Raw genomic sequence first — 16,721 nt, 5'->3', positions numbered from 1 at the left:
AAACCTCCCCGAAATCCACCCGTCCTAGCGTGGGGTGATGCTGATCGAGTCCCGTCCTGCCATCGATCCGGAGATCGCCGCCATGGTCACCGCGCAGCAGCGTGAGCTGCGCGAGGCCGATGGTGGGTTGGACGGGCAGGTCTTCGTCCCCCATGACGACGTCCGCTACCTGGCGGTGGTGGTGAACGGTCGGGCGGTCGCCTGTGGGGGGCTCCAGGCGATCGATGCCGAGACCGGCGAGGTCAAGCGGATGTACGTCCGGCCCGCGTACCGGGGGCGGGGGATCGGTCGTCAGTTGCTCGCCGCGCTGGAGGAGTGCGCGTTCCGGCAGGGGCACTCGGTGGTATGCCTGGAGACGGGCACCTACCTGCCGGCCGCGATCGCCCTGTACACCTCGTGCGGCTACGAGCGGATCCCGGTCTACGGCGAGTACGTGGGCAACCCGTACAGCGTCTGTTTCGCCAAACGGTTGCCGGTCGCGGCCTGACGGCCGCGTCGCCGCCGCCGGGTCGCCGGTTCAGGCGCCGGTGCTGGCGTGCTCGACGGTCACCGGCTTCGACTCCGGTGAGGCGTGCTGGCGCAGCACGATGCTCAGCAGGATCAGCGCGCCGACCGCGAGGAACTCGCTCTGCCAGTTCTGCATGGACTGGAACCAGAAGTCGCTGGTGCCGAGGAACTCCCACGCCCCGATCGGCGGCGCGCCGCTCTGCAGCGCCTGCTCCTGGTTGTACGCGGCGGTGCCACCGAGCAGGTGGCCGACGAACGAACCGGCGAAGATCAGCAGCAGCGCGAGGGAGAGGCTGTTGCGGTAGATCACCAGCGGCAGGCCGCCGACGCGTACCGGCCAGGGTGACTGCGGGGTCGCCCGCCGCTCGTCGTCCTCCGGTCGGTCGGTCTGGTCCATCGGCTTCGACTCGGCCGAGCCCCGCTGCACCAGGTACGCGGTGAGCAGCACGTACCCGCCCATCTGGAGGAACTCCGACTCCCAGTTCTCGAAGACCGACTCGGCGAAGTGCCCACTGGTCAGGTACGCCGGCCAGCTCAGCGGCGCGGCACCGAACTCGGTCAGCTCCTCATTGTGGGTCTGCCAGCCGAAGACGCTCTGCAACACCAGAAAGACCAGAAACGCCCCCAGCATGGCGACAGCCAGGGCGTTGTCCCGCAGCCAACGAGGCATGATCGCACCTCCTTCGCCGGTCGATTACCCCTGTGGGCGTGACCGCGAAACCACAAAAGTCCAGTTCAGTGCCGGTCGGCGGGGTTGTCCAGGCGTCCGCCGGTGCCCGCCTGGTTCGACAGCAGCAGCCCGAGCGCGAGCATCCCGAAGCCGAGCGCGAGGTGCAGCCAGTTGTCGGCGTCGTTGATCGGCAGGATGTTCGCCCCGCCCTCCGGGTTGACCGCCTCGATCGCCAGGCCGTACAGCCAGAGGGCGAGGTAGGTCGCGCCACCGCCGGCCAGGAACACGCGGGCGCCGGCGACGCTGCGGGCCAGCACCAGGCCGACCAGCCCGAAGAGCAGGTGCACCGCGTTGTGCAGGATCGACACCTGGAACAGCCCGAGTAGGTGGGCGTCCGAGTGGTGCCCGGCGAACCGCAGCTCGCCGTAGTCGGTGGTGATGCCGGGGATGAAGCCGAGGACGCCGACCAGCAGGAAGACCGCGGCCACGACAAGCGCGGCCAGTTGGACCCGGGGTCGGGGGCGGGCCGCTCGGCCGCCCCGTGCGTCTCGTGCCATCGCTGCCCCCTTCGTGGATCTGCCGGCCTTCGCGAACCTCACTGTCCGCAGCGGCGACGTGACGCAGCCCGACGATCCTCCATTTTGAAGTCCATCCGGCGGGTCGCGCAGAGAAATGCACGAAGAGGTATGGAAGGCAAAACGCAGGGTAGGTGAATGGTCAGCGGCGGCGGCAACGCGCCGCATCCCCCCAGCACAACCGCGACGACTTTCTGAGCGGAAGGGACATCATGACTTACGATCTTTCATCTACCTCCTCCACGTACGGGCAGCAGTCGACCAACGGCGGTGGCGTCCGCGACCAGGCGCGCCAGGTCGGGTCGGAGGCCGCGCAGGCTGGCGGCGCGGTCGCCCAGACCGCCAAGGAGCAGGGCGTCGAGGTCGGCCGTGAAGCGGCCCGACAGGCCCGCAACCTATACGGCGAGGCCCGCAGCCAGCTCGCCAGTCAGACCGGTGAGCAGCAGCGCCGAGCCGCCGGTGGGCTGCGTTCGCTCGCCGACGAGATGCGCTCGATGGCCGAGCAGGGAGGCCAGGCCGGCCCGGTGACCGAGCTGGCCCGCCAGGCCGCCGACCGGGTGAACGGCGTCGCCGGTTGGCTTGAGCAGCGCGAGCCCGGCGACCTGATCACCGAGGTACGCGACTACGCGCGGCGTAACCCGGGCACCTTCCTGGTCGGCGCGGCGGTCCTCGGTGTGCTGGCCGGCCGGCTGACCCGTGGCATCTCGGCCGCCGGCGACGACTCCGGCAACGGTTCCTCGGCCTACCGGGGCGCCGGGGCGTACGACCCGGAGCAGACCGCCGTGATCCCGACGCCGCCGCCGGCGCCCCGCGCGGTGCCGGACGCCGTCCCGTCGGGCGGCTACCTCGACCCGACCCCCGGTACCTACGCCGACCCGGCGCCCGGTCAGGGCGACTACCCGGAGCACTCCGGTACCGGTCAGCCGCTGCCGCCGGTGACCCAGACCGACCCGCTGCCGGGCGTGCCGTCCAGCGGCAACCCCCGCCCGTGAGCCGCCGAGTCATCCGAAGGGAGACGACGGCATGAGCATGCCGACGCAGGGGTCCGGACTGGACTCCGGTTACCACCCCGACGCGGGTGCCCCGCACACCGCGTCGGAGGTGAAGGGCAGTTCGCTGGGTGACCTGATGCGTCAGGTCACCACCGACCTGTCGACGCTGATGCGCCAGGAGGTCGAGCTGGCGAAGGCCGAGATCCGCCAGGAGGGCAAGAAGGCCGGCAAGGCCGCGGGCCTCTTCGGCGGTGCCGGCTTCGGCGGCTACATGGTGGCGCTCTTCGTGTCCATCGCCGTCTGGCAGTTCCTGGACAACGTCATGGACTCCGGCCTGGCCGCGCTGATCGTGGCCGTGGTCTGGGCCGTGGTCGCCGCGGTCCTCTACTCGATGGCCAAGAAGAACGCCCAGCACGTACGCGGGCTCAAGCAGACCAACGACAGCGTGCAGCGGATCCCCGACGCGCTCAAGCCGCACCCGGAGGGAGTCACCCGATGAGCACCGATCCCGATCAGATCCGCCGGGAGATCGAAGCCACCCGTAACAGCCTCAGCTCCGATGTGGACGCGCTGGCGTACAAGGTCAGCCCCAGCCGCATCGTCGACGACCGTAAGCAGCGGGCCCGTTCCGCTCTGCAGAATGTGAGGGACAAGGTCATGGGAACCGCGTCTGACCTCGGCCACGGCACCGGCCAGGCCGCCCACTCGGTGGGTGACCGCGCCTCGTCGGCGGCCTCCAGCGTCAGCGACGCCGCGCACTCGGCGGCGACCACTGTCAGCGACGCCGCGCACAGCGCGCCGCGGGTGATCCGGCAGAAGTCCCAGGGCAACCCTCTCGCCGCCGGCCTGATCGCGTTCGGGGTCGGCTGGCTGGCCTCGTCGCTGATCCCGGCCTCCCGCCGCGAGCAGCAGGCCGCGACCCAGGTCAAGGCCAAGGTCAGCGAGCACAGCGGGGCGGTGAAGGACAAGCTGGGCGAGGTGGCCAGCGAGCTGCGCGAGCCGGCGCAGCACGCCGCCGAGTCGGTGAAGTCCACCGCTCAGGACGCCGTGCACGCGGTCAAGGACGACACGAAGTCGGCTGCCCACCACGTCAAGGACCACGCCACCTCCTGACCCCACCCCCAAGCAGCGCGACAGCTCGCGGCCACCCGAGGGTGCCCGCGAGCTGTCGCGTTGGCGTGAGCGCCGATCTTGCGGTTTCGGCTGAGGTTCTGTGGGCCTACCGGCGGTTTTGTCCCAACCGGAAGTGCAAGATCGCGGGGAGTTGCGGGTTGCGTGGGGCGGGGTTGGCGGCTCGGCGGATTCGGGTGTCGCCATAGCGGACGCCGCCGAGCAGGATGCGTTGGGCGACCGCGAGCCAGCCGCACACACCGCGTTCCAGCAGCCAGAGCGGGGCCGCCAGCGCCGTGGTCGGTGGGAAGACCCGGCCACCGCCGGCACGGCGGCGACCCGTCTCGGCCAGGGCGACGACCCCGGCCACCGCGCCGAGCAGCACCCTGGGCCGGCGCGACGCGACCGCCGCCGCCAGTGCCGGCAGCACCGCGAGCGCGGTCAGCAGGCGAGCCGGCTGGGCCAGGTCGTCGTACGCCTGACGGACCCGTTGGCCACGGAAGTGCGCGGTGTCCGGAGGCAGCCGGCGGACGTACAGCCAGGCCGGGGCGGCCTCGGTGCCACGGTGGGCGCGCACCGTACGGATCAGCTCCAGGTTCTCGAAAAGCACGTCCGGGTCGTACCCGCCCATGGCGAGGAAGGTGCCGCGTCGCACCGCGAGGGTGCCCGGGTAGTCCGCCCCGAGCGCCCGGTTGAGCAGCGTGCGACCCGTGTCCCACCAGGCGTGCCAGGGCAGCGGGTCGAAGTAGTTCTGCGGTCGTACCAGGTCGGCCCGGTCCAGCAACCGGTGTACCGCGGACAGCGCGGCCTCGTCGTACCGGACGTCGTCGTCGGCGATCACCACGTGCTCGTGGCCGGCCGCCCGGACGCCGGTGTGTACGCCGAGCACCTTGCCGTTGAGCCCGCGCTCGCTCGGGTCCGGTGGGAGGTGCCGGACCAGCCCCCGCCACGCCTCGGCGTGCCGGGCGAAGAGGTACGGGGCTGAGCCGTCGACCACCAGCACCTCGACGCGGTCACCCAGCCAGCGCAGGTAGTCGGTCAGCTCGGCCAGGCCGGTGTCGGTGTGCCAGCGCAGCGGCAGCACGTACGTCATCGGTAGGCGGACCGGCGACGTGCCGGCGCCCTCGTGCTCGACCTCCCACCGGCGGGTGGTGGGCCGGGCGTCTCCGGTAGGGCTGAACGAGGACATGGCAACTCCGTGGCGGCCAGGGTCGCGGTCGGTGTCGAGCAGCATCTGCCCGCATTTGCGTCGATCAAACAACGGATCGTTTCGACTGCCGGACCCCGGGTAGCGCTGCCCTCAAGAGCTGTCCATGCCCGGTTGTCCGGGTGGAGGAGAGAGACGTCATGACCAACAACGGAACCAGGTGGGCGCTGCTCGGCGTCACCGCGGCGACGGCGGTCGGCGTGGGCCGGGCGGTGGCCCGCCGTCGGCATCGGCATCAGCCGGAGCGGCAGGACGGTTGGTACGTGGTGCGTCGCGGGGTGACCGTGGACCGGTCCCGGGACGACGTGATCGGCTTCTGGACCGACCGCGAACGGCTGGACCGCGCGCTGGCCGGGTGGGCCACGTTGCAGCAGCTCGACGAGCGGCGTTGGCAGTGCGTGGCCCGCGACCGGGCCGGCGGTGAGACGCAGTGGCGGGCCGAGATCACCGTCGAAGGGGCGGGCACCCTGCGGTGGCGGGTCGAGGACGGGCCGACGCCGCAGCTGGGGCGGATCGAGCTGGCCGAAGCCCCGCAGGGCCGGGGCACCGAGATCCGGGCCGAGCTGCGCTACCGCTCCGGTCCGGTGCGTCGGTTGGCCGGCCTGGTCGGCGGCGACGAGCCGGACCTTGCGCTGCGGGACGCGCTGCGGCGGGTGAAGGCGCTGATCGAGTGTGGCCAGGTGGTGGACACCCGGGACGACCCGTCCGGCCGGAGCCCTGGCCAGGAGAAGGCGACCGACAAGGTACGGGAGACGTTGATGACGGGAGGACGGGCGTGAGGGCGCTCTGCTGGGAAGGCGTCGGCAAGCTGGCGGTCCGCGACGTGCCGGAGCCCCAGATCCGCGCCGAGGGAGACATCATCGTCCGGGTTCGGGCCAGCAGCGTCTGCGGCTCCGACCTGCACCTGATCAACGGGTACCTGCCGGCGATGCGGGAGGGGGACATCCTCGGCCACGAGTTCATGGGCGAGGTGGTGGAGACCGGCCCCGGCGTACGACGGCACCGGGTCGGCGACCGGGTGGTGGTGGGGTCGGTGGTCGCCTGCGGTGGCTGTTGGTACTGCCGGACCGAGCAGTACTCGCTCTGCGACAACTCCAATCCGCAACCGGTGTTCACCGAGAAGCTGTGGGGGCACTCGCCGGCCGGCATTCTGGGCTACTCGCACGCCGCCGGTGGCTACGCCGGATCACACGCCGAGTACATCCGGGTGCCATTCGGCGACATCGGCGCCTTCGCCGTACCCGACGGGGTGCCGGACGACTCGGTGGTGTTCGCCTCCGACGCGATGCCCACCGGGTGGATGGCGGCGGACTTCTGCGGGCTCACCGGCGGCGAGGTGGTGGCCGTCTGGGGTGCCGGTGGCGTCGGTCAGATGGCGGCCCGTTCGGCGCAACTCCTGGGCGCGGAGCGGGTCATCATGATCGACCGATTTCCGGACCGGCTCGCCACCGCCACCGAACGGATCGGGGTCGAGACGATCAACTACGCGGAGACCGACGTGCTGGAGGCGCTGCGCGAGCTGACCGCCGGGCGTGGACCGGACGCCTGCATCGAGGCCGTCGGGATGGAGTCGCACGACGTGGGGCCGACCTACGCGTACGACCGGGTGAAGCAGGCGGCGCGGTTGCAGACCGACCGTCCGACCTCGGTCCGCCAGGCGATCATGGCCTGCCGCAAGGGCGGCACGGTGAGCATCGTCGGTGTGTACGCCGGTCTGGTCGACAAGTTTCCGCTCGGCGCGGCCATGAACAAGGCCCTGGTGCTGCGGATGGGGCAGATGCACGCGCAGCGCTACATCCCGATGCTGCTCGACCGGCTCGCCGCCGGCGAGATCGACCCCGGCTATCTGGCCACCCACCCGCTCTCCCTGGAACAGGGCGCCCAGGGGTACGAGCTGTTCGAGAAGAAGGAAGACGGCTGTCTGCGCAGCGTCCTGCATCCCTGACGGGCCGGGACGCACCCGCCTCGCCGGTCACCGCGGCCGGCGGGGCGGGGGTCAGCCGGTGCGGCGGACGTTGGTGAGGGTGAGGCCGAGAGGCGGCAGCGCGGGCATCCGGTGCAGGTCCAGGGCCAGGTTCTGGACGGGAACGTCGTAGCGCATGGCGGCGGTCAGGTTGGTGACCGCCCGCTTCATCAGGTCGATGGTGATCCACTCGCCAGGGCAGCGGTGCCCGGCCCAGTGGTCGCCGCCGCCCTGCGGGATCAGCTCGAACGGGTCCACCCGCCGGCCGGCGAACCGTTCCGGGCGAAACAGCTCCGGTTGCGGCCAGAGCGTTGGGTGGTGGTTGGTGCCGTAGAGGTCGAGCAGCACCCGTCGGCCCTTCGGAAAGTGGTGGCCCTGCCAGTCGAAGGACCGCCGGACCCGGGCCGCCGCCATCGGGAAGAACGGGTAGTAGCGGCGCACTTCCTGGACGAAGTGCTCGGTGGCCTCGTCGTCGTCACGGACCCGTTCCCGCCAGGACGGATGGTCGTGCAGGGCGAGCGCGGCGAAGGCGATGTACTGGTCGACGGCGACCACCGGGCGCAGCAGGTTGAGCAGCTCCACGGCCGCGATCCGCCGGGGCAGGAGGTTGCCGCGCCCGTCGCGTTGTTCCGCGATCACGGCCAGGGCGCTGCCGGCTGGCGGCGGGGCGAGACCGACCCGGGTCCGTTCGATGAGGTCGGCGAGCCAGCGTTCGGCCCGGTACCGGGCCAGCCGTCCCCGCCAGTGGCGGGGGCCGATCACCGCCGGAGCCTCGATCATGGCGTGCAGCTCGACGGCGCGGCGCTCGACCTGCGACGCGGGCAGCGGCACCCCGGCCCAGGCGCAGACCACCCGGGTCAGCAACCGACCCAGCTCGTCGTAGAGCGACACGGGGCCGGCGCCCTCCCAGGCGGTGATGCGGGCCCGCCACTCGTCGTCGAAGAGCTGACCGAGCCGCTGGATGGCCGCCGGTGTCATGATCGACATGAACATCGCCTTGCGGTCGGAGTGCTCCGACCCGTCCAGCCCCTGCACCCCGCCCCGACCGGTCAGCGTCCGCTGCACCCGCAGCGGCATCGCGGTGGCGCGCTGGAAGCGGTCGGTGTCGTAGAACAGCTCCGCGGCCGGCCGGCCGCGCAGGCAGATGGTCGGGGCGAGCAGGATCCGGGTCTGGAAGATGTCGCTGCCGTGCCGTTCGCAGCGCTCGCTAACGAACCGGTAACCGGCGCGGAGCATCGCGAGGGTGCTGTCCGGGCTGCGGTCGGCCGGCATGGTCGCCATTGGGTCTCCTCACACGCAGGTGCGGCTGGTCGCGTAGACCACCGCGCTTACCCCCGTCGACGCCGCTGAATCCCGCCCGGCTGGCCCCTCCCAGGGGCGGCGGAACCTGGTTTGCTGCTGGTGGGACAACCACGGGGAGGGCGGATGCGCGACAACAGATCGCCGCACTGGCGGCAGCGGCGAGCGGCCGCAGCACTGGGCGGAGGCCGTGACGGCCGGTCGCTGATCGGGCCGCCGCGGCGGCCCACCCGTCCGCACCGGTTCTTCACGGTGCATTTGGGCTTCACCGCGCCGGGCCCGGCCGAGGCGCGCGAGTTGGCCGTGGCGTACGCCGAGGCGCTGAGCCTGCTCCGCTCGGAGGTGGCACTCGGGGCGGCGGCCCTGTCACCGGCGGACGCCTGGCAGCGGGCCGAGCGGCTGTTCTGCGGCGCGGTCGGCCCGGACGGGGAGCGCTGCGTCGACGTGGCCGACCATCCGGGCTTCCACCACGCCCCGGGCCCCGGTGGGCTCGGCTGGGGCGACGGCGACGGTCCCGGCGATGGTTGAGCACCAGCCCCGGGTGGTCGATCCGGACGTCCGCCGGCCGGCCCGCCCGCGTGGCCGTGCCGGTGTCCCGACCACGGGCACCGGCACGGCCATCCACCGCCGACGGGTCGGCGGGCGCGATCAGTCCAGGTCGAACTCGCCGTCCTGCGCGCCGGCCACGAAGGCGTCCCACTCGGCCTGGGTGAAGACCAGCACCGGCCCGTCCGGCTCGGCCGAGTTGCGCATCCCGATCAGGTCGTCGACGAAGGCGACCTCGACGGCGCTGTCGGAGGTGTCCCCCTCGGCCCGCTGCCAGACCGCCCGAGAGAGGTCGAAGTCGCCCTTGGGGTGCTGCGCCATGGTTCTTTCCTCCAGTGCCGAGGGTCGTGTGGTGACCGGGTGCCGATCCCCATCGGGCAGGATAAGCGGATGCCGAGCCTGACCCGTGTAGAGGCGACCGCGCGTGGCGCGGCGATTACTGTCGAGTCCTATCAGGTGGACCTCGACCTGACCGGCGACGGCGACCTGTTCCGCTCCCGCGTCGAGATCCGGTTCCGGGCCACCGCCGGCGCCGCGACCTTCGCCGAGGTCAAGCCCGCCAAACTGCTTGGCGTACGCCTCAACGACCGCGACCTCGATCCCGATCTGCTCAGCGACAACCGGCTGCCGCTCGACGACCTGGCCGACGACAACAGGCTGGTCGTCGAGGCCGAGATGGCGTACTCCAAGACGGGGGAGGGGATGCACCGCTTCGTCGACCCGGCCGACGGCGAGACCTACCTCTACGCCGTCTCCTTCCTCGACAACGCGCCGCGCATCTTCGCCGCCTTCGACCAGCCCGACCTCAAGGCTCCGTTCACCCTCGCCGTCACCGCGCCGCCGCAGTGGACCGTCGCCGCCAACGCCGAGGTGGCCGCCAACCCCGCGCCCGGTCGTTGGGAGTTCGCCCCGACCGCGCCCCTGGCCACCTACTTCTTCTCGCTGATCGCCGGGCCGTACCACGTCCGGCGCGCCGAGCACGACGGCGTACCGCTGGGCATCTACTGCCGTCGGTCGCTCGCCGAGCACCTGGACGCTGACGCCGAGGAGATCTTCACCGTCACCCGCCAGTGCCTGGACCGGTTCCATCAGCTCTTCACCGAGCGCTACCCGTTCGGCAAGTACGACCAGGCGTTCGTGCCCGAGTTCAACGCCGGCGCGATGGAAAACCCGGGCCTCGTCACCTTCCGCGACGACTACGTGTTCCGCTCGGCGGTCACCGACACCCAGCGCGAGCTGCGGGCCACCACCATCGCGCACGAGATGGCGCACATGTGGTTCGGTGATCTGGTCACCATGCGCTGGTGGGACGACCTGTGGCTGAACGAGTCCTTCGCGGAGTACCTGGGCACCCGGGTCACCGCCGAGGCCACCCGCTTCGACCAGGCGTGGACCACCTTCGCCATGCGCCGCAAGGCCTGGGGGTACGCCGCCGACCAGCGCCCCTCCACCCACCCGGTCGCCCCGCAGGAGGTGGCCGACACCGACGAGGGCCTGCTCAACTTCGACGGCATCTCGTACGCCAAGGGCGCCAGCGTGCTGCGGCAACTGGTCGCGTGGCTCGGTGACGAGGCGTTCCTCGCCGGCCTGAACGCGCACTTCGCCGCGCACCGCTTCGGCAACGCCACCCTCGCCGACCTGCTGGCCAGCCTCTCCGCCAGCAGCGGACGGGACCTGTCCGCCTGGGCCGAGCTGTGGTTGCGCCGGCCGCAGGTCAACACGCTGCGTGCCGAGGTCGCCGTGGACGCCGACGGCCGCTACACCGAGGTGGCCGTGGTGCAGACCGCGCCCGATTCTCACCCGGTGTTGCGCCCGCACCGGCTCGGCGTGGGCCGCTACTCGGCGGACGGCACCGTGCGACGCGACGAGGTCGACATCGACCCGACCGCCGAGGGAGGCCGGACGGTGCTCGGTGCGCTGACCGGCGCGCCGGCAGCCCGGCTGCTGCTGCTCAACGACGGTGACCTCACGTTCGCCAAGGTGCGCCTCGACCCGGCCTCCGCGAGCGCTGTCCCGCTGGTGCTGCCCGGTCTGACCGACCCGCTGGCGAGGGCGGTGCTCTGGGGCGAGGCACTGGACGCGACGAAGGACGGAGAGCGGCCGGTCACCGGCCTGGTCGACCTGATGGTCGCCGCGCTCCCCGCCGAGACCGAGGTGATCATCGCGGAGGACGTGCTGACGCTCAGCCGGTCACTCGTCGACCGCTACCTCGACCCGCTGGGCCGCTCCACGGCCCTGGCCCGGGTCGCCGCGTCATGCCAGCGGCTGCTCGACGGCGCGCCGGCCGGTGGGTCGTTGCAGCTCGCCGCCGCGCGGGGCTGGATCGCCGCCACCACCGACGCCGACCTGCTCGTCGGTTGGCTCGCCGGCCGCGACGCACCGGCCGGTCTGAAGGTCGACGCGGAGCTGCGCTGGGCGGTGCTGAGCCGACTGGTGGTGCTGGGGGTCGCCGGCGAGGCGGAGATCGCCATCGAGGTGGCCGCCGACAACAGCTCCACCGGCGCCGAGTGGGCCGCCCGCTGCCGCGCGGCCCTGCCCGACCCGGCAGCCAAGCAGGCAGCCTGGGACATCCTCGTGCGGGACACCGAGTTGTCCACCCGGTTGTTGGAGGCGACCGCCGAGGGGTTCTGGCAACCCGAACAGGCCGACCTGACCGCCGCGTACGTCGATCAGTACTTCGCGGAGATGCCGGCCGCCGCGCACCGGCGTACCGCCTGGACGGCCGACCGGGTGGCGGCCCTGGCGTTCCCCCGCTACGCCGTGGCGCAGCCCACCCGGGAGGCGGCCGCGGCGCTGCTGGCCCGCGACGACCTGACTCCCGGCCTGCGCCGGGTGGTGACCGACGCCGACGACGACCTGCGCCGCGCGCTGGTCGCCCGGACGGCGGTGGCCGCCGCCTCGGCCTGAACGCTGCCCACGCGGGGTGGCTGGTTGGCCACCCCGCGCGGCCACAGTTCAGCGCAGGGCGGGCTCTGCGGTGACCGGCGCGTCCCAGTCGATGACGTAGCGCTGCTCGTCGGCGACGGTCTTCTCCGGGTCCAGCACCGTGCGCACCATCAGCGGCATCAGCAACGGCATCAGCGTCCGCGCGACCGCACCCGGGGCCTTCGCATGGTTGATCCGGGCCGCGCGGGCGGCGACCTTCTCCACCCGGGTACGACGCAGCCGCACGTACGCGGCGAACGCCGCCTGGACGTCCGGCAGGTCGCGCAGGCAGCGGGCGAGCTGCACCGCGCTCTCGATGGCCAGTGACGCGCCCTGCCCCGAACTGTTCGACGGCGCGTGCGCCGCATCGCCGACCAGCACCATCCGGCCCCGATGCCAGTGCGGCACGGGCGGCATGATCTGCAACGACCCGACCACCTGCAGCTCGTCGGCGGTGCTGGTCGCGACCAGTTCCCGGCCCGGGTCGTCGTCGCCGTAGGTGGCGCGCAGCGTGTCCAGCCACTGCTCCGCCGGCACCGCCCGGGCCTCGACGAGGCTCATCGGCCGCTGCTGCGGCAGGTTGGCCCCCCACCGGGTGCCGCCGCCGGGCTCCGGCCAGTACAGGTAGTAGCCGCGTCGCCCGAACGCGAACGTCATCGTGCCCGGCTCGGCGTCCACCTCGTGTCGGGCTACCGCCTCGAAGCCGAGCAGCCCGGTGAACCGGGGACCGGGCGCGGCCGGGTCGATGAGACCCCGGACGGTCGAGCGGATCCCGTCCGCGCCGACGAGGATGTCGGCGGTCGCGGTGCTGCCGTCCTCGAAACGTGCGGTCACGCCGTCGCCGGTCTGCTCGGCGTCGACCAGCCGCTTGCCGTACGCGAACGGCACGCCCTCGGCGAATGCCTGGTCGTGCAGCACCTGGTACAGCTCGGCCCGGTGCACCACGTGCAGCGGCGGCACCCCGGTCAGTGTGGGCATGTCGATGCGGCGGCGGCCGACGGCCAGAGCGCTGCGTCCGATCGGGGTGGCGATCGCCGTCACCGCCTGGTGGGCGTCGACCGTACGCAGAGCCGCCACGCCGTTGGGCGCGAGGGCGAGGGTGCCGCCAATGCCGCTGGCCGTGGTCGGGTACGCCTCGTAGACGGTTGCGGTGATGCCGGCGCGGCGCAGCGCGAGCGCTGTCACCGGCCCGGCGATGCCACCGCCGATGACGATCGCGGTTCGTACCGTGGTCATGCTCTCTCCCTGGTGTGGTCGGTGCGCGGCGCGCGGACCTGGTGTGGTCGGTGCGCGAGCGCGCGGACCTGGGAGGGAACCCGGTTATCCTCGTGGTTGCCGCTTCGGGCCGGGTGCCTTCCCAGGCGTCGGTTCGGGGTCAGGGCCCCGGTGAGGTGTTGGCGCACCTCGCCGGGGCCGTTCTTCAGCCGGTGGTGTCGGTTCTCCGGCTGCTGGTGTTCGTTCGCTCGGCCAACTCGGTCAGCTCGGCCGGCATCTCGCCGGTCTCGTGGAAGGTCCGCCAGGTGTCCAACCCGGGGTAGCTCCCCGAGGTCAGCTCCGCGAGCAGTGCCCGCAGCCAGGCCGCCTCCGCGCCCCGCATGGCGAGGTCGTACTCCGACTCCACCAGGAACAGCCGTGGGATCTCCCGTAGGTGGGCGTCGAGCACGTCGCGGTCCTGCCGGATCGCGACCTCCAGCAGATCGAGGCGTTGCCGCAGCAGGGCGGTGGCCTCGTCGGGATGCAGCGCGGCGAGCACGGACAACCCGGCCCGGAAACGGGGATGCTCCGTCATCGGGGTGGAAACCAGCTCGCGGGCCCAGTCGACCAGCTCCGCCCGCCCCGCGTCGGTGATCCGGTAGACCGTGCGTTCCGGGCGTCGACCCTCGCGCACGCTCTCCACCGCCTCGATCAGGTGGTGTTTGTCCAGGTTGCCGATCACCGTGTAGAAGGACCCCCACTTGAACTCCATGTCCTGGTCCTTGCCCCAGGCTCGCAGTGCGGTGGCGATCTCGTACGGGTGCATCGGCCGCTGGGCCAGGGCGGACAGCACGGCCAGCGCCAGCAGATTGCCGACCTTGCGCCGCTTCGGCACGATGATTCCCCTCGCTCGCCGACGGTTACTCGTCCACGAATATACGCCGACGTTCAAGGGTGCCGCGACCCCTTGCGCGCCGCGTTTCTGAAGCCGCCCCTGTGCGGCAGCCCTTCGACGTGCGGCTCTGCCCGGGCCGGAACGGTCGGCCAGGACGCTCGGCCTACGATCACTGGGTGGAGGAAGATATCCGGCGGATCGGGATCATGGGTGGCACCTTCGACCCGATCCACCACGGGCACCTCGTGGCGGCCAGCGAGGTGGCGGACCGGTTCGGGCTGGACGAGGTGGTCTTCGTCCCCACCGGGCAGCCCTGGCAGAAGGCCGACGAGCCGGTCAGCCCGGCCGAGGACCGCTACCTGATGACCGTGATCGCCACCGCCTCCAACCCCCGCTTCCAGGTCAGCCGGGTCGACATCGACCGAAGTGGGCCGACCTACACGGTCGACACGTTGCGTGACCTGCACGCTGAGTACGGCCCGAAGGTGCAGTTGTTCTTCATCACCGGCGCGGACGCCCTGCAACGCATCCTGTCCTGGAAAGACCTGGACGAGATCTTCGAACTGGCTCACTTCATCGGCGTGACCCGGCCCGGTTTTCCGCTGACCGACGAGCACCTCCCGGCGGATACGGTCAGCCTGATCCAGGTGCCCGCGATGTCGATCTCGTCGACCGACTGTCGTGCTCGGGTCGCCAGGGGTGAGCCGGTTTGGTATCTGGTGCCCGACGGTGTGGTGCAGTACATCGCCAAGCGGAGCCTCTATCAGCGCTGAGCGCACCCGCTATGCCCAGGTTCATGCACCTAACCGACCAGAACTGCACGATCGGGGTGCCGCCGGGTATGAGACGCTTGGAGGATCGCACGCTTGATCGAAGGAGAACGGTGACAGTTTCCGAACGCGCTCACGAGCTGGCTATCGCGGCCGCCCAGGCCGCCGCCGACAAGAAGGCGCAGGACATCACGATCATCGACGTCGGCGACCAGCTCGCCATCACCGACGCGTTCGTGCTCGCCGCTGCCCCCAACGAGCGTCAGGTGCTGGCCATCGTCGACGCCATCGAGGAGAGCCTGCTGGAGCTGCCGGAGAAGGCGAAGCCGGTGCGGCGCGAGGGCGAGCGTGGTGGTCGCTGGGTGCTGCTCGACTACGTCGACATCGTGGTGCACGTCCAGCACACCGAGGAGCGGGAGTTCTACGGGCTCGACCGCCTCTGGAAGGACTGCCCCACCATCCCGTTCGTCGACCGCGACCTGGTCGAGGCCGACGCCAGCGGGTCCGCCGCCGCCGAATGACCCGACTGATCGTCTGGCGGCACGGCAACACCGACTGGAACGCCGCCAACCGTGTCCAGGGGCAGCTCGACGTACCCCTTAACGAGCTTGGCCGTGACCAGGCCCGCGCCGCCGCCCCGCTGCTCGCGGCGCGGCGGCCCGACGCCATCGTGGCCAGCGACCTGAGCCGCGCCGCGGAGACCGCCGACGCGCTCGCCGCGCTCACGGGGCTGCCGGTACGCACCGACGCGAGGCTGCGCGAGCGGCACTTCGGCCAGTGGCAGGGTCTGTACCTCACCGAGGTCGCCGAGCGCTTCCCCGAGGAGTACGCGCGCTGGCGGGCCGGTGACCCCGACCCGGGCGCGGACCTGGAGCCCCTGCACGACCTCGGCGAGCGGGTGGGTGCCGCGCTACAGGATGCAGCCGACCTGGCCTCGGGCGGCACGGTGGTGATCGCCACTCACGGTGGCGGCTCCCGGCAGGGCATCGGTCGCCTACTCGGGTGGGACACTGCCGTGCTGCGCACCATCGGGTCGCTGGCCAACTGCCACTGGACCGAGCTGCGCCACGACGACGTCCGCGGGTGGCAGTTGCGGGCGCACAACGTCGGCCTGATCACCGCCCCGGTCGCCGTCGACGCGGTCTGAGCACTCGCGCCTCGGCGTTCGCCGCCCCGATCGGCTAGCGTGCCGGGCATGCCCGTCGCGGTTGTCATCGACTCCACCGCCTACCTTCCGCCCGAGCTGGTGCAGGCGCACCGGCTCACCGTCGTGCCGTTGACCGTCGTGCTCAACGGCGCGGAGGGGCTGGAGGGGGTGGAGACCCAGCCGGCCGACGCCACCCGGGCACTGAGCGCGCGCCGGGTCACGGCGACCACCTCCCGCCCGGCACCCGAGCAGTTCGCCCAGACGTACCGCCGACTGCTCGACGCCGGCGCCGACGGGATCGTCTCGGTGCACATCTCCGCCGCGCTGTCCGGCACGGTGGAGGCCGCCCGGCTGGCCGCCGCCGACCTGGACGGCCGGGTCGAGGTCGTGGACAGCCGCTCGGCGGGCATGGGCCTGGGCTTTCCGGCCATCGCCGCCGCCACCGCCGCCGAGGCCGGTGCAGACCTTGCCGGTGTACGCGACGCGGCGCTCGCCGCCATCGCCCGCACCACCGTCTGGTTCTACGTCGACACGCTGGAGTTCCTCCGCCGGGGCGGCCGGATCAACGCCGCCGAGGCGCTGGTCGGCACCGCGCTGTCCGTCAAGCCGATCATGCACATGCCGGACGGGGCGATTGTGCTGCGCGAGAAGGTCCGCACCGCCAGCCGGGGAGTGGCCCGGCTCGTGGACCTGGCCGTCGAGGTGGCCGGCGACGACGACGTGGACCTCGGGGTGCACCACCTGGCCGCGCCACAACGGGCCGAGGCGTTGCGGGCCGCGCTGACCGAGCGGTTCGGTGACCGGCTGCACGACACGTACGTCTCCGAAGCGGGTGCCGTCGTCGCCGCGCACGCCGGGCCGGGCCTGGCCTGCGTGGTCGTCCACCGCCGACCGGAGGCCTGAGCCGTGGCCACGTCGTGC

At 72.0% G+C, this 16,721-nt stretch carries 19 protein-coding genes; 12 read left to right on the top strand and 7 right to left on the bottom strand.

All coding sequences use genetic code 11. The features are described from left to right. Positions 1 to 37 precede the first annotated feature (37 nt). Positions 38 to 487 carry a GNAT family N-acetyltransferase gene (locus tag ACFYL6_RS17490; RefSeq protein ID WP_387172203.1) on the top strand — a complete coding sequence of 150 codons (450 nt, stop codon included), beginning with the start codon at positions 38 to 40 and terminating at the stop codon, positions 485 to 487. Between the two features lie 30 nt (positions 488 to 517). On the opposite strand, the gene ACFYL6_RS17485 is transcribed toward ACFYL6_RS17490, so the two are convergent. Both ACFYL6_RS17485 and ACFYL6_RS17480 read right to left on the bottom strand, forming a co-directional pair. Next, entirely contained in the window at positions 518 to 1,177 is a 660-nt protein-coding gene (locus ACFYL6_RS17485; protein WP_196919308.1) for a DUF6766 family protein, read from the bottom strand. Positions 1,178 to 1,242: 65 nt separating this feature from the next. Continuing rightward, complete coding sequence (locus tag ACFYL6_RS17480) at positions 1,243 to 1,734, bottom strand: DUF4383 domain-containing protein (RefSeq protein WP_387172200.1); 492 nt, start codon at positions 1,732 to 1,734, stop codon at positions 1,243 to 1,245. Positions 1,735 to 1,964: 230 nt separating this feature from the next. Between ACFYL6_RS17480 and ACFYL6_RS17475 the strand changes: the two genes are divergently transcribed. From ACFYL6_RS17475 to ACFYL6_RS17465, 3 genes are read left to right on the top strand one after another with little or no spacing between them, the layout of a single operon-like run. Next, positions 1,965 to 2,744, top strand: coding sequence for a hypothetical protein (locus tag ACFYL6_RS17475; RefSeq protein WP_387172198.1), 780 nt, complete (start codon positions 1,965 to 1,967; stop codon positions 2,742 to 2,744). A 31-nt stretch (positions 2,745 to 2,775) separates the two neighbouring features. Beyond that, the gene (locus tag ACFYL6_RS17470; RefSeq protein WP_387172196.1) at positions 2,776 to 3,243 is read left to right on the top strand and encodes a phage holin family protein; all 468 of its coding nucleotides are present in this window, start codon (positions 2,776 to 2,778) and stop codon (positions 3,241 to 3,243) included. After that, the gene (locus ACFYL6_RS17465) at positions 3,240 to 3,857 is read left to right on the top strand and encodes a DUF3618 domain-containing protein (RefSeq protein WP_387172194.1); all 618 of its coding nucleotides are present in this window, start codon (positions 3,240 to 3,242) and stop codon (positions 3,855 to 3,857) included. The genes ACFYL6_RS17470 and ACFYL6_RS17465 overlap by 4 nt, the downstream gene beginning before the upstream one ends. A 106-nt stretch (positions 3,858 to 3,963) precedes the next feature. On the opposite strand, the gene ACFYL6_RS17460 is transcribed toward ACFYL6_RS17465, so the two are convergent. Beyond that, positions 3,964 to 5,043 (bottom strand): glycosyltransferase, encoded by a 1,080-nt coding sequence (locus ACFYL6_RS17460; RefSeq protein ID WP_387172192.1) that lies wholly within the window; start codon positions 5,041 to 5,043, stop codon positions 3,964 to 3,966. A 158-nt stretch (positions 5,044 to 5,201) separates the two neighbouring features. Between ACFYL6_RS17460 and ACFYL6_RS17455 the strand changes: the two genes are divergently transcribed. Together ACFYL6_RS17455 and ACFYL6_RS17450 are read left to right on the top strand one after the other, a co-directional pair. After that, positions 5,202 to 5,840 carry a cyclase gene (locus ACFYL6_RS17455; RefSeq protein WP_387172191.1) on the top strand — a complete coding sequence of 213 codons (639 nt, stop codon included), beginning with the start codon at positions 5,202 to 5,204 and terminating at the stop codon, positions 5,838 to 5,840. Then, entirely contained in the window at positions 5,837 to 7,006 is a 1,170-nt protein-coding gene (locus ACFYL6_RS17450) for a zinc-dependent alcohol dehydrogenase (RefSeq protein ID WP_387172189.1), read from the top strand. Before ACFYL6_RS17455 ends, ACFYL6_RS17450 begins: the two co-directional genes overlap by 4 nt. A 51-nt stretch (positions 7,007 to 7,057) precedes the next feature. On the opposite strand, the gene ACFYL6_RS17445 is transcribed toward ACFYL6_RS17450, so the two are convergent. Next, positions 7,058 to 8,305, bottom strand: a complete 1,248-nt coding sequence (locus tag ACFYL6_RS17445; RefSeq protein ID WP_387172187.1) for a cytochrome P450 — start codon at positions 8,303 to 8,305, stop codon at positions 7,058 to 7,060. A gap of 144 nt (positions 8,306 to 8,449) precedes the next feature. On the opposite strand from ACFYL6_RS17445, the gene ACFYL6_RS17440 reads away from it, so the two are divergent. Then, the gene (locus ACFYL6_RS17440; protein ID WP_387172185.1) at positions 8,450 to 8,851 is read left to right on the top strand and encodes a hypothetical protein; all 402 of its coding nucleotides are present in this window, start codon (positions 8,450 to 8,452) and stop codon (positions 8,849 to 8,851) included. A 120-nt stretch (positions 8,852 to 8,971) separates the two neighbouring features. On the opposite strand, the gene ACFYL6_RS17435 is transcribed toward ACFYL6_RS17440, so the two are convergent. Next, positions 8,972 to 9,190 (bottom strand): DUF397 domain-containing protein, encoded by a 219-nt coding sequence (locus ACFYL6_RS17435; RefSeq protein WP_030336536.1) that lies wholly within the window; start codon positions 9,188 to 9,190, stop codon positions 8,972 to 8,974. Positions 9,191 to 9,259: 69 nt separating this feature from the next. On the opposite strand from ACFYL6_RS17435, the gene pepN reads away from it, so the two are divergent. Continuing rightward, complete coding sequence (gene pepN, locus ACFYL6_RS17430; RefSeq protein WP_387172183.1) at positions 9,260 to 11,776, top strand: aminopeptidase N; 2,517 nt, start codon at positions 9,260 to 9,262, stop codon at positions 11,774 to 11,776. A gap of 48 nt (positions 11,777 to 11,824) precedes the next feature. On the opposite strand, the gene ACFYL6_RS17425 is transcribed toward pepN, so the two are convergent. Then, positions 11,825 to 13,030 (bottom strand): FAD-dependent monooxygenase, encoded by a 1,206-nt coding sequence (locus ACFYL6_RS17425; RefSeq protein ID WP_387172181.1) that lies wholly within the window; start codon positions 13,028 to 13,030, stop codon positions 11,825 to 11,827. Between the two features lie 184 nt (positions 13,031 to 13,214). Then, positions 13,215 to 13,883, bottom strand: coding sequence for a PadR family transcriptional regulator (locus ACFYL6_RS17420; RefSeq protein WP_387172179.1), 669 nt, complete (start codon positions 13,881 to 13,883; stop codon positions 13,215 to 13,217). 176 nt (positions 13,884 to 14,059) lie between these two features. Here ACFYL6_RS17420 and nadD point away from each other — a divergent pair, with 176 nt between their 5' ends. From nadD to ACFYL6_RS17400, 4 genes are all read left to right on the top strand, one after another. Further along, positions 14,060 to 14,656, top strand: coding sequence for a nicotinate-nucleotide adenylyltransferase (gene nadD, locus ACFYL6_RS17415; protein WP_387172177.1), 597 nt, complete (start codon positions 14,060 to 14,062; stop codon positions 14,654 to 14,656). A gap of 110 nt (positions 14,657 to 14,766) precedes the next feature. Continuing rightward, positions 14,767 to 15,174 (top strand): ribosome silencing factor, encoded by a 408-nt coding sequence (gene rsfS, locus ACFYL6_RS17410; protein WP_030336526.1) that lies wholly within the window; start codon positions 14,767 to 14,769, stop codon positions 15,172 to 15,174. Beyond that, on the top strand, positions 15,171 to 15,800 hold the full coding sequence (locus ACFYL6_RS17405) for a histidine phosphatase family protein (protein ID WP_387172175.1): 630 nt from the start codon (positions 15,171 to 15,173) through the stop codon (positions 15,798 to 15,800). Before rsfS ends, ACFYL6_RS17405 begins: the two co-directional genes overlap by 4 nt. A gap of 48 nt (positions 15,801 to 15,848) precedes the next feature. Beyond that, positions 15,849 to 16,703 (top strand): DegV family protein, encoded by an 855-nt coding sequence (locus tag ACFYL6_RS17400; RefSeq protein ID WP_387172173.1) that lies wholly within the window; start codon positions 15,849 to 15,851, stop codon positions 16,701 to 16,703. The last annotated feature ends 18 nt before the right edge of the window (positions 16,704 to 16,721 follow it).

Origin of the sequence: Micromonospora sp. NPDC007208, assembly GCF_042869175.1 — a bacterium.
Taxonomy (GTDB): domain Bacteria; phylum Actinomycetota; class Actinomycetes; order Mycobacteriales; family Micromonosporaceae; genus Micromonospora; species Micromonospora foliorum.
The sequence above is the reverse complement of the archived record's forward strand: the minus strand, read 5'-3'. Positions and strand labels throughout refer to the sequence as shown.

Bases quoted from the DNA above. Each gene is read 5' to 3' on its own strand.
- ACFYL6_RS17490 (WP_387172203.1), top strand. From the start codon at position 38: ATGCTGATCGAGTCCCGTCCTGCCATCGATCCGGAGATCGCCGCCATG.
- ACFYL6_RS17485 (WP_196919308.1), bottom strand. From the start codon at position 1,177: ATGCCTCGTTGGCTGCGGGACAACGCCCTGGCTGTCGCCATGCTGGGG.
- ACFYL6_RS17480 (WP_387172200.1), bottom strand. From the start codon at position 1,734: ATGGCACGAGACGCACGGGGCGGCCGAGCGGCCCGCCCCCGACCCCGG.
- ACFYL6_RS17475 (WP_387172198.1), top strand. From the start codon at position 1,965: ATGACTTACGATCTTTCATCTACCTCCTCCACGTACGGGCAGCAGTCG.
- ACFYL6_RS17470 (WP_387172196.1), top strand. From the start codon at position 2,776: ATGAGCATGCCGACGCAGGGGTCCGGACTGGACTCCGGTTACCACCCC.
- ACFYL6_RS17465 (WP_387172194.1), top strand. From the start codon at position 3,240: ATGAGCACCGATCCCGATCAGATCCGCCGGGAGATCGAAGCCACCCGT.
- ACFYL6_RS17460 (WP_387172192.1), bottom strand. From the start codon at position 5,043: ATGTCCTCGTTCAGCCCTACCGGAGACGCCCGGCCCACCACCCGCCGG.
- ACFYL6_RS17455 (WP_387172191.1), top strand. From the start codon at position 5,202: ATGACCAACAACGGAACCAGGTGGGCGCTGCTCGGCGTCACCGCGGCG.
- ACFYL6_RS17445 (WP_387172187.1), bottom strand. From the start codon at position 8,305: ATGGCGACCATGCCGGCCGACCGCAGCCCGGACAGCACCCTCGCGATG.
- ACFYL6_RS17440 (WP_387172185.1), top strand. From the start codon at position 8,450: ATGCGCGACAACAGATCGCCGCACTGGCGGCAGCGGCGAGCGGCCGCA.
- ACFYL6_RS17435 (WP_030336536.1), bottom strand. From the start codon at position 9,190: ATGGCGCAGCACCCCAAGGGCGACTTCGACCTCTCTCGGGCGGTCTGG.
- pepN (WP_387172183.1), top strand. From the start codon at position 9,260: ATGCCGAGCCTGACCCGTGTAGAGGCGACCGCGCGTGGCGCGGCGATT.
- ACFYL6_RS17425 (WP_387172181.1), bottom strand. From the start codon at position 13,030: ATGACCACGGTACGAACCGCGATCGTCATCGGCGGTGGCATCGCCGGG.
- ACFYL6_RS17405 (WP_387172175.1), top strand. From the start codon at position 15,171: ATGACCCGACTGATCGTCTGGCGGCACGGCAACACCGACTGGAACGCC.
- ACFYL6_RS17400 (WP_387172173.1), top strand. From the start codon at position 15,849: ATGCCCGTCGCGGTTGTCATCGACTCCACCGCCTACCTTCCGCCCGAG.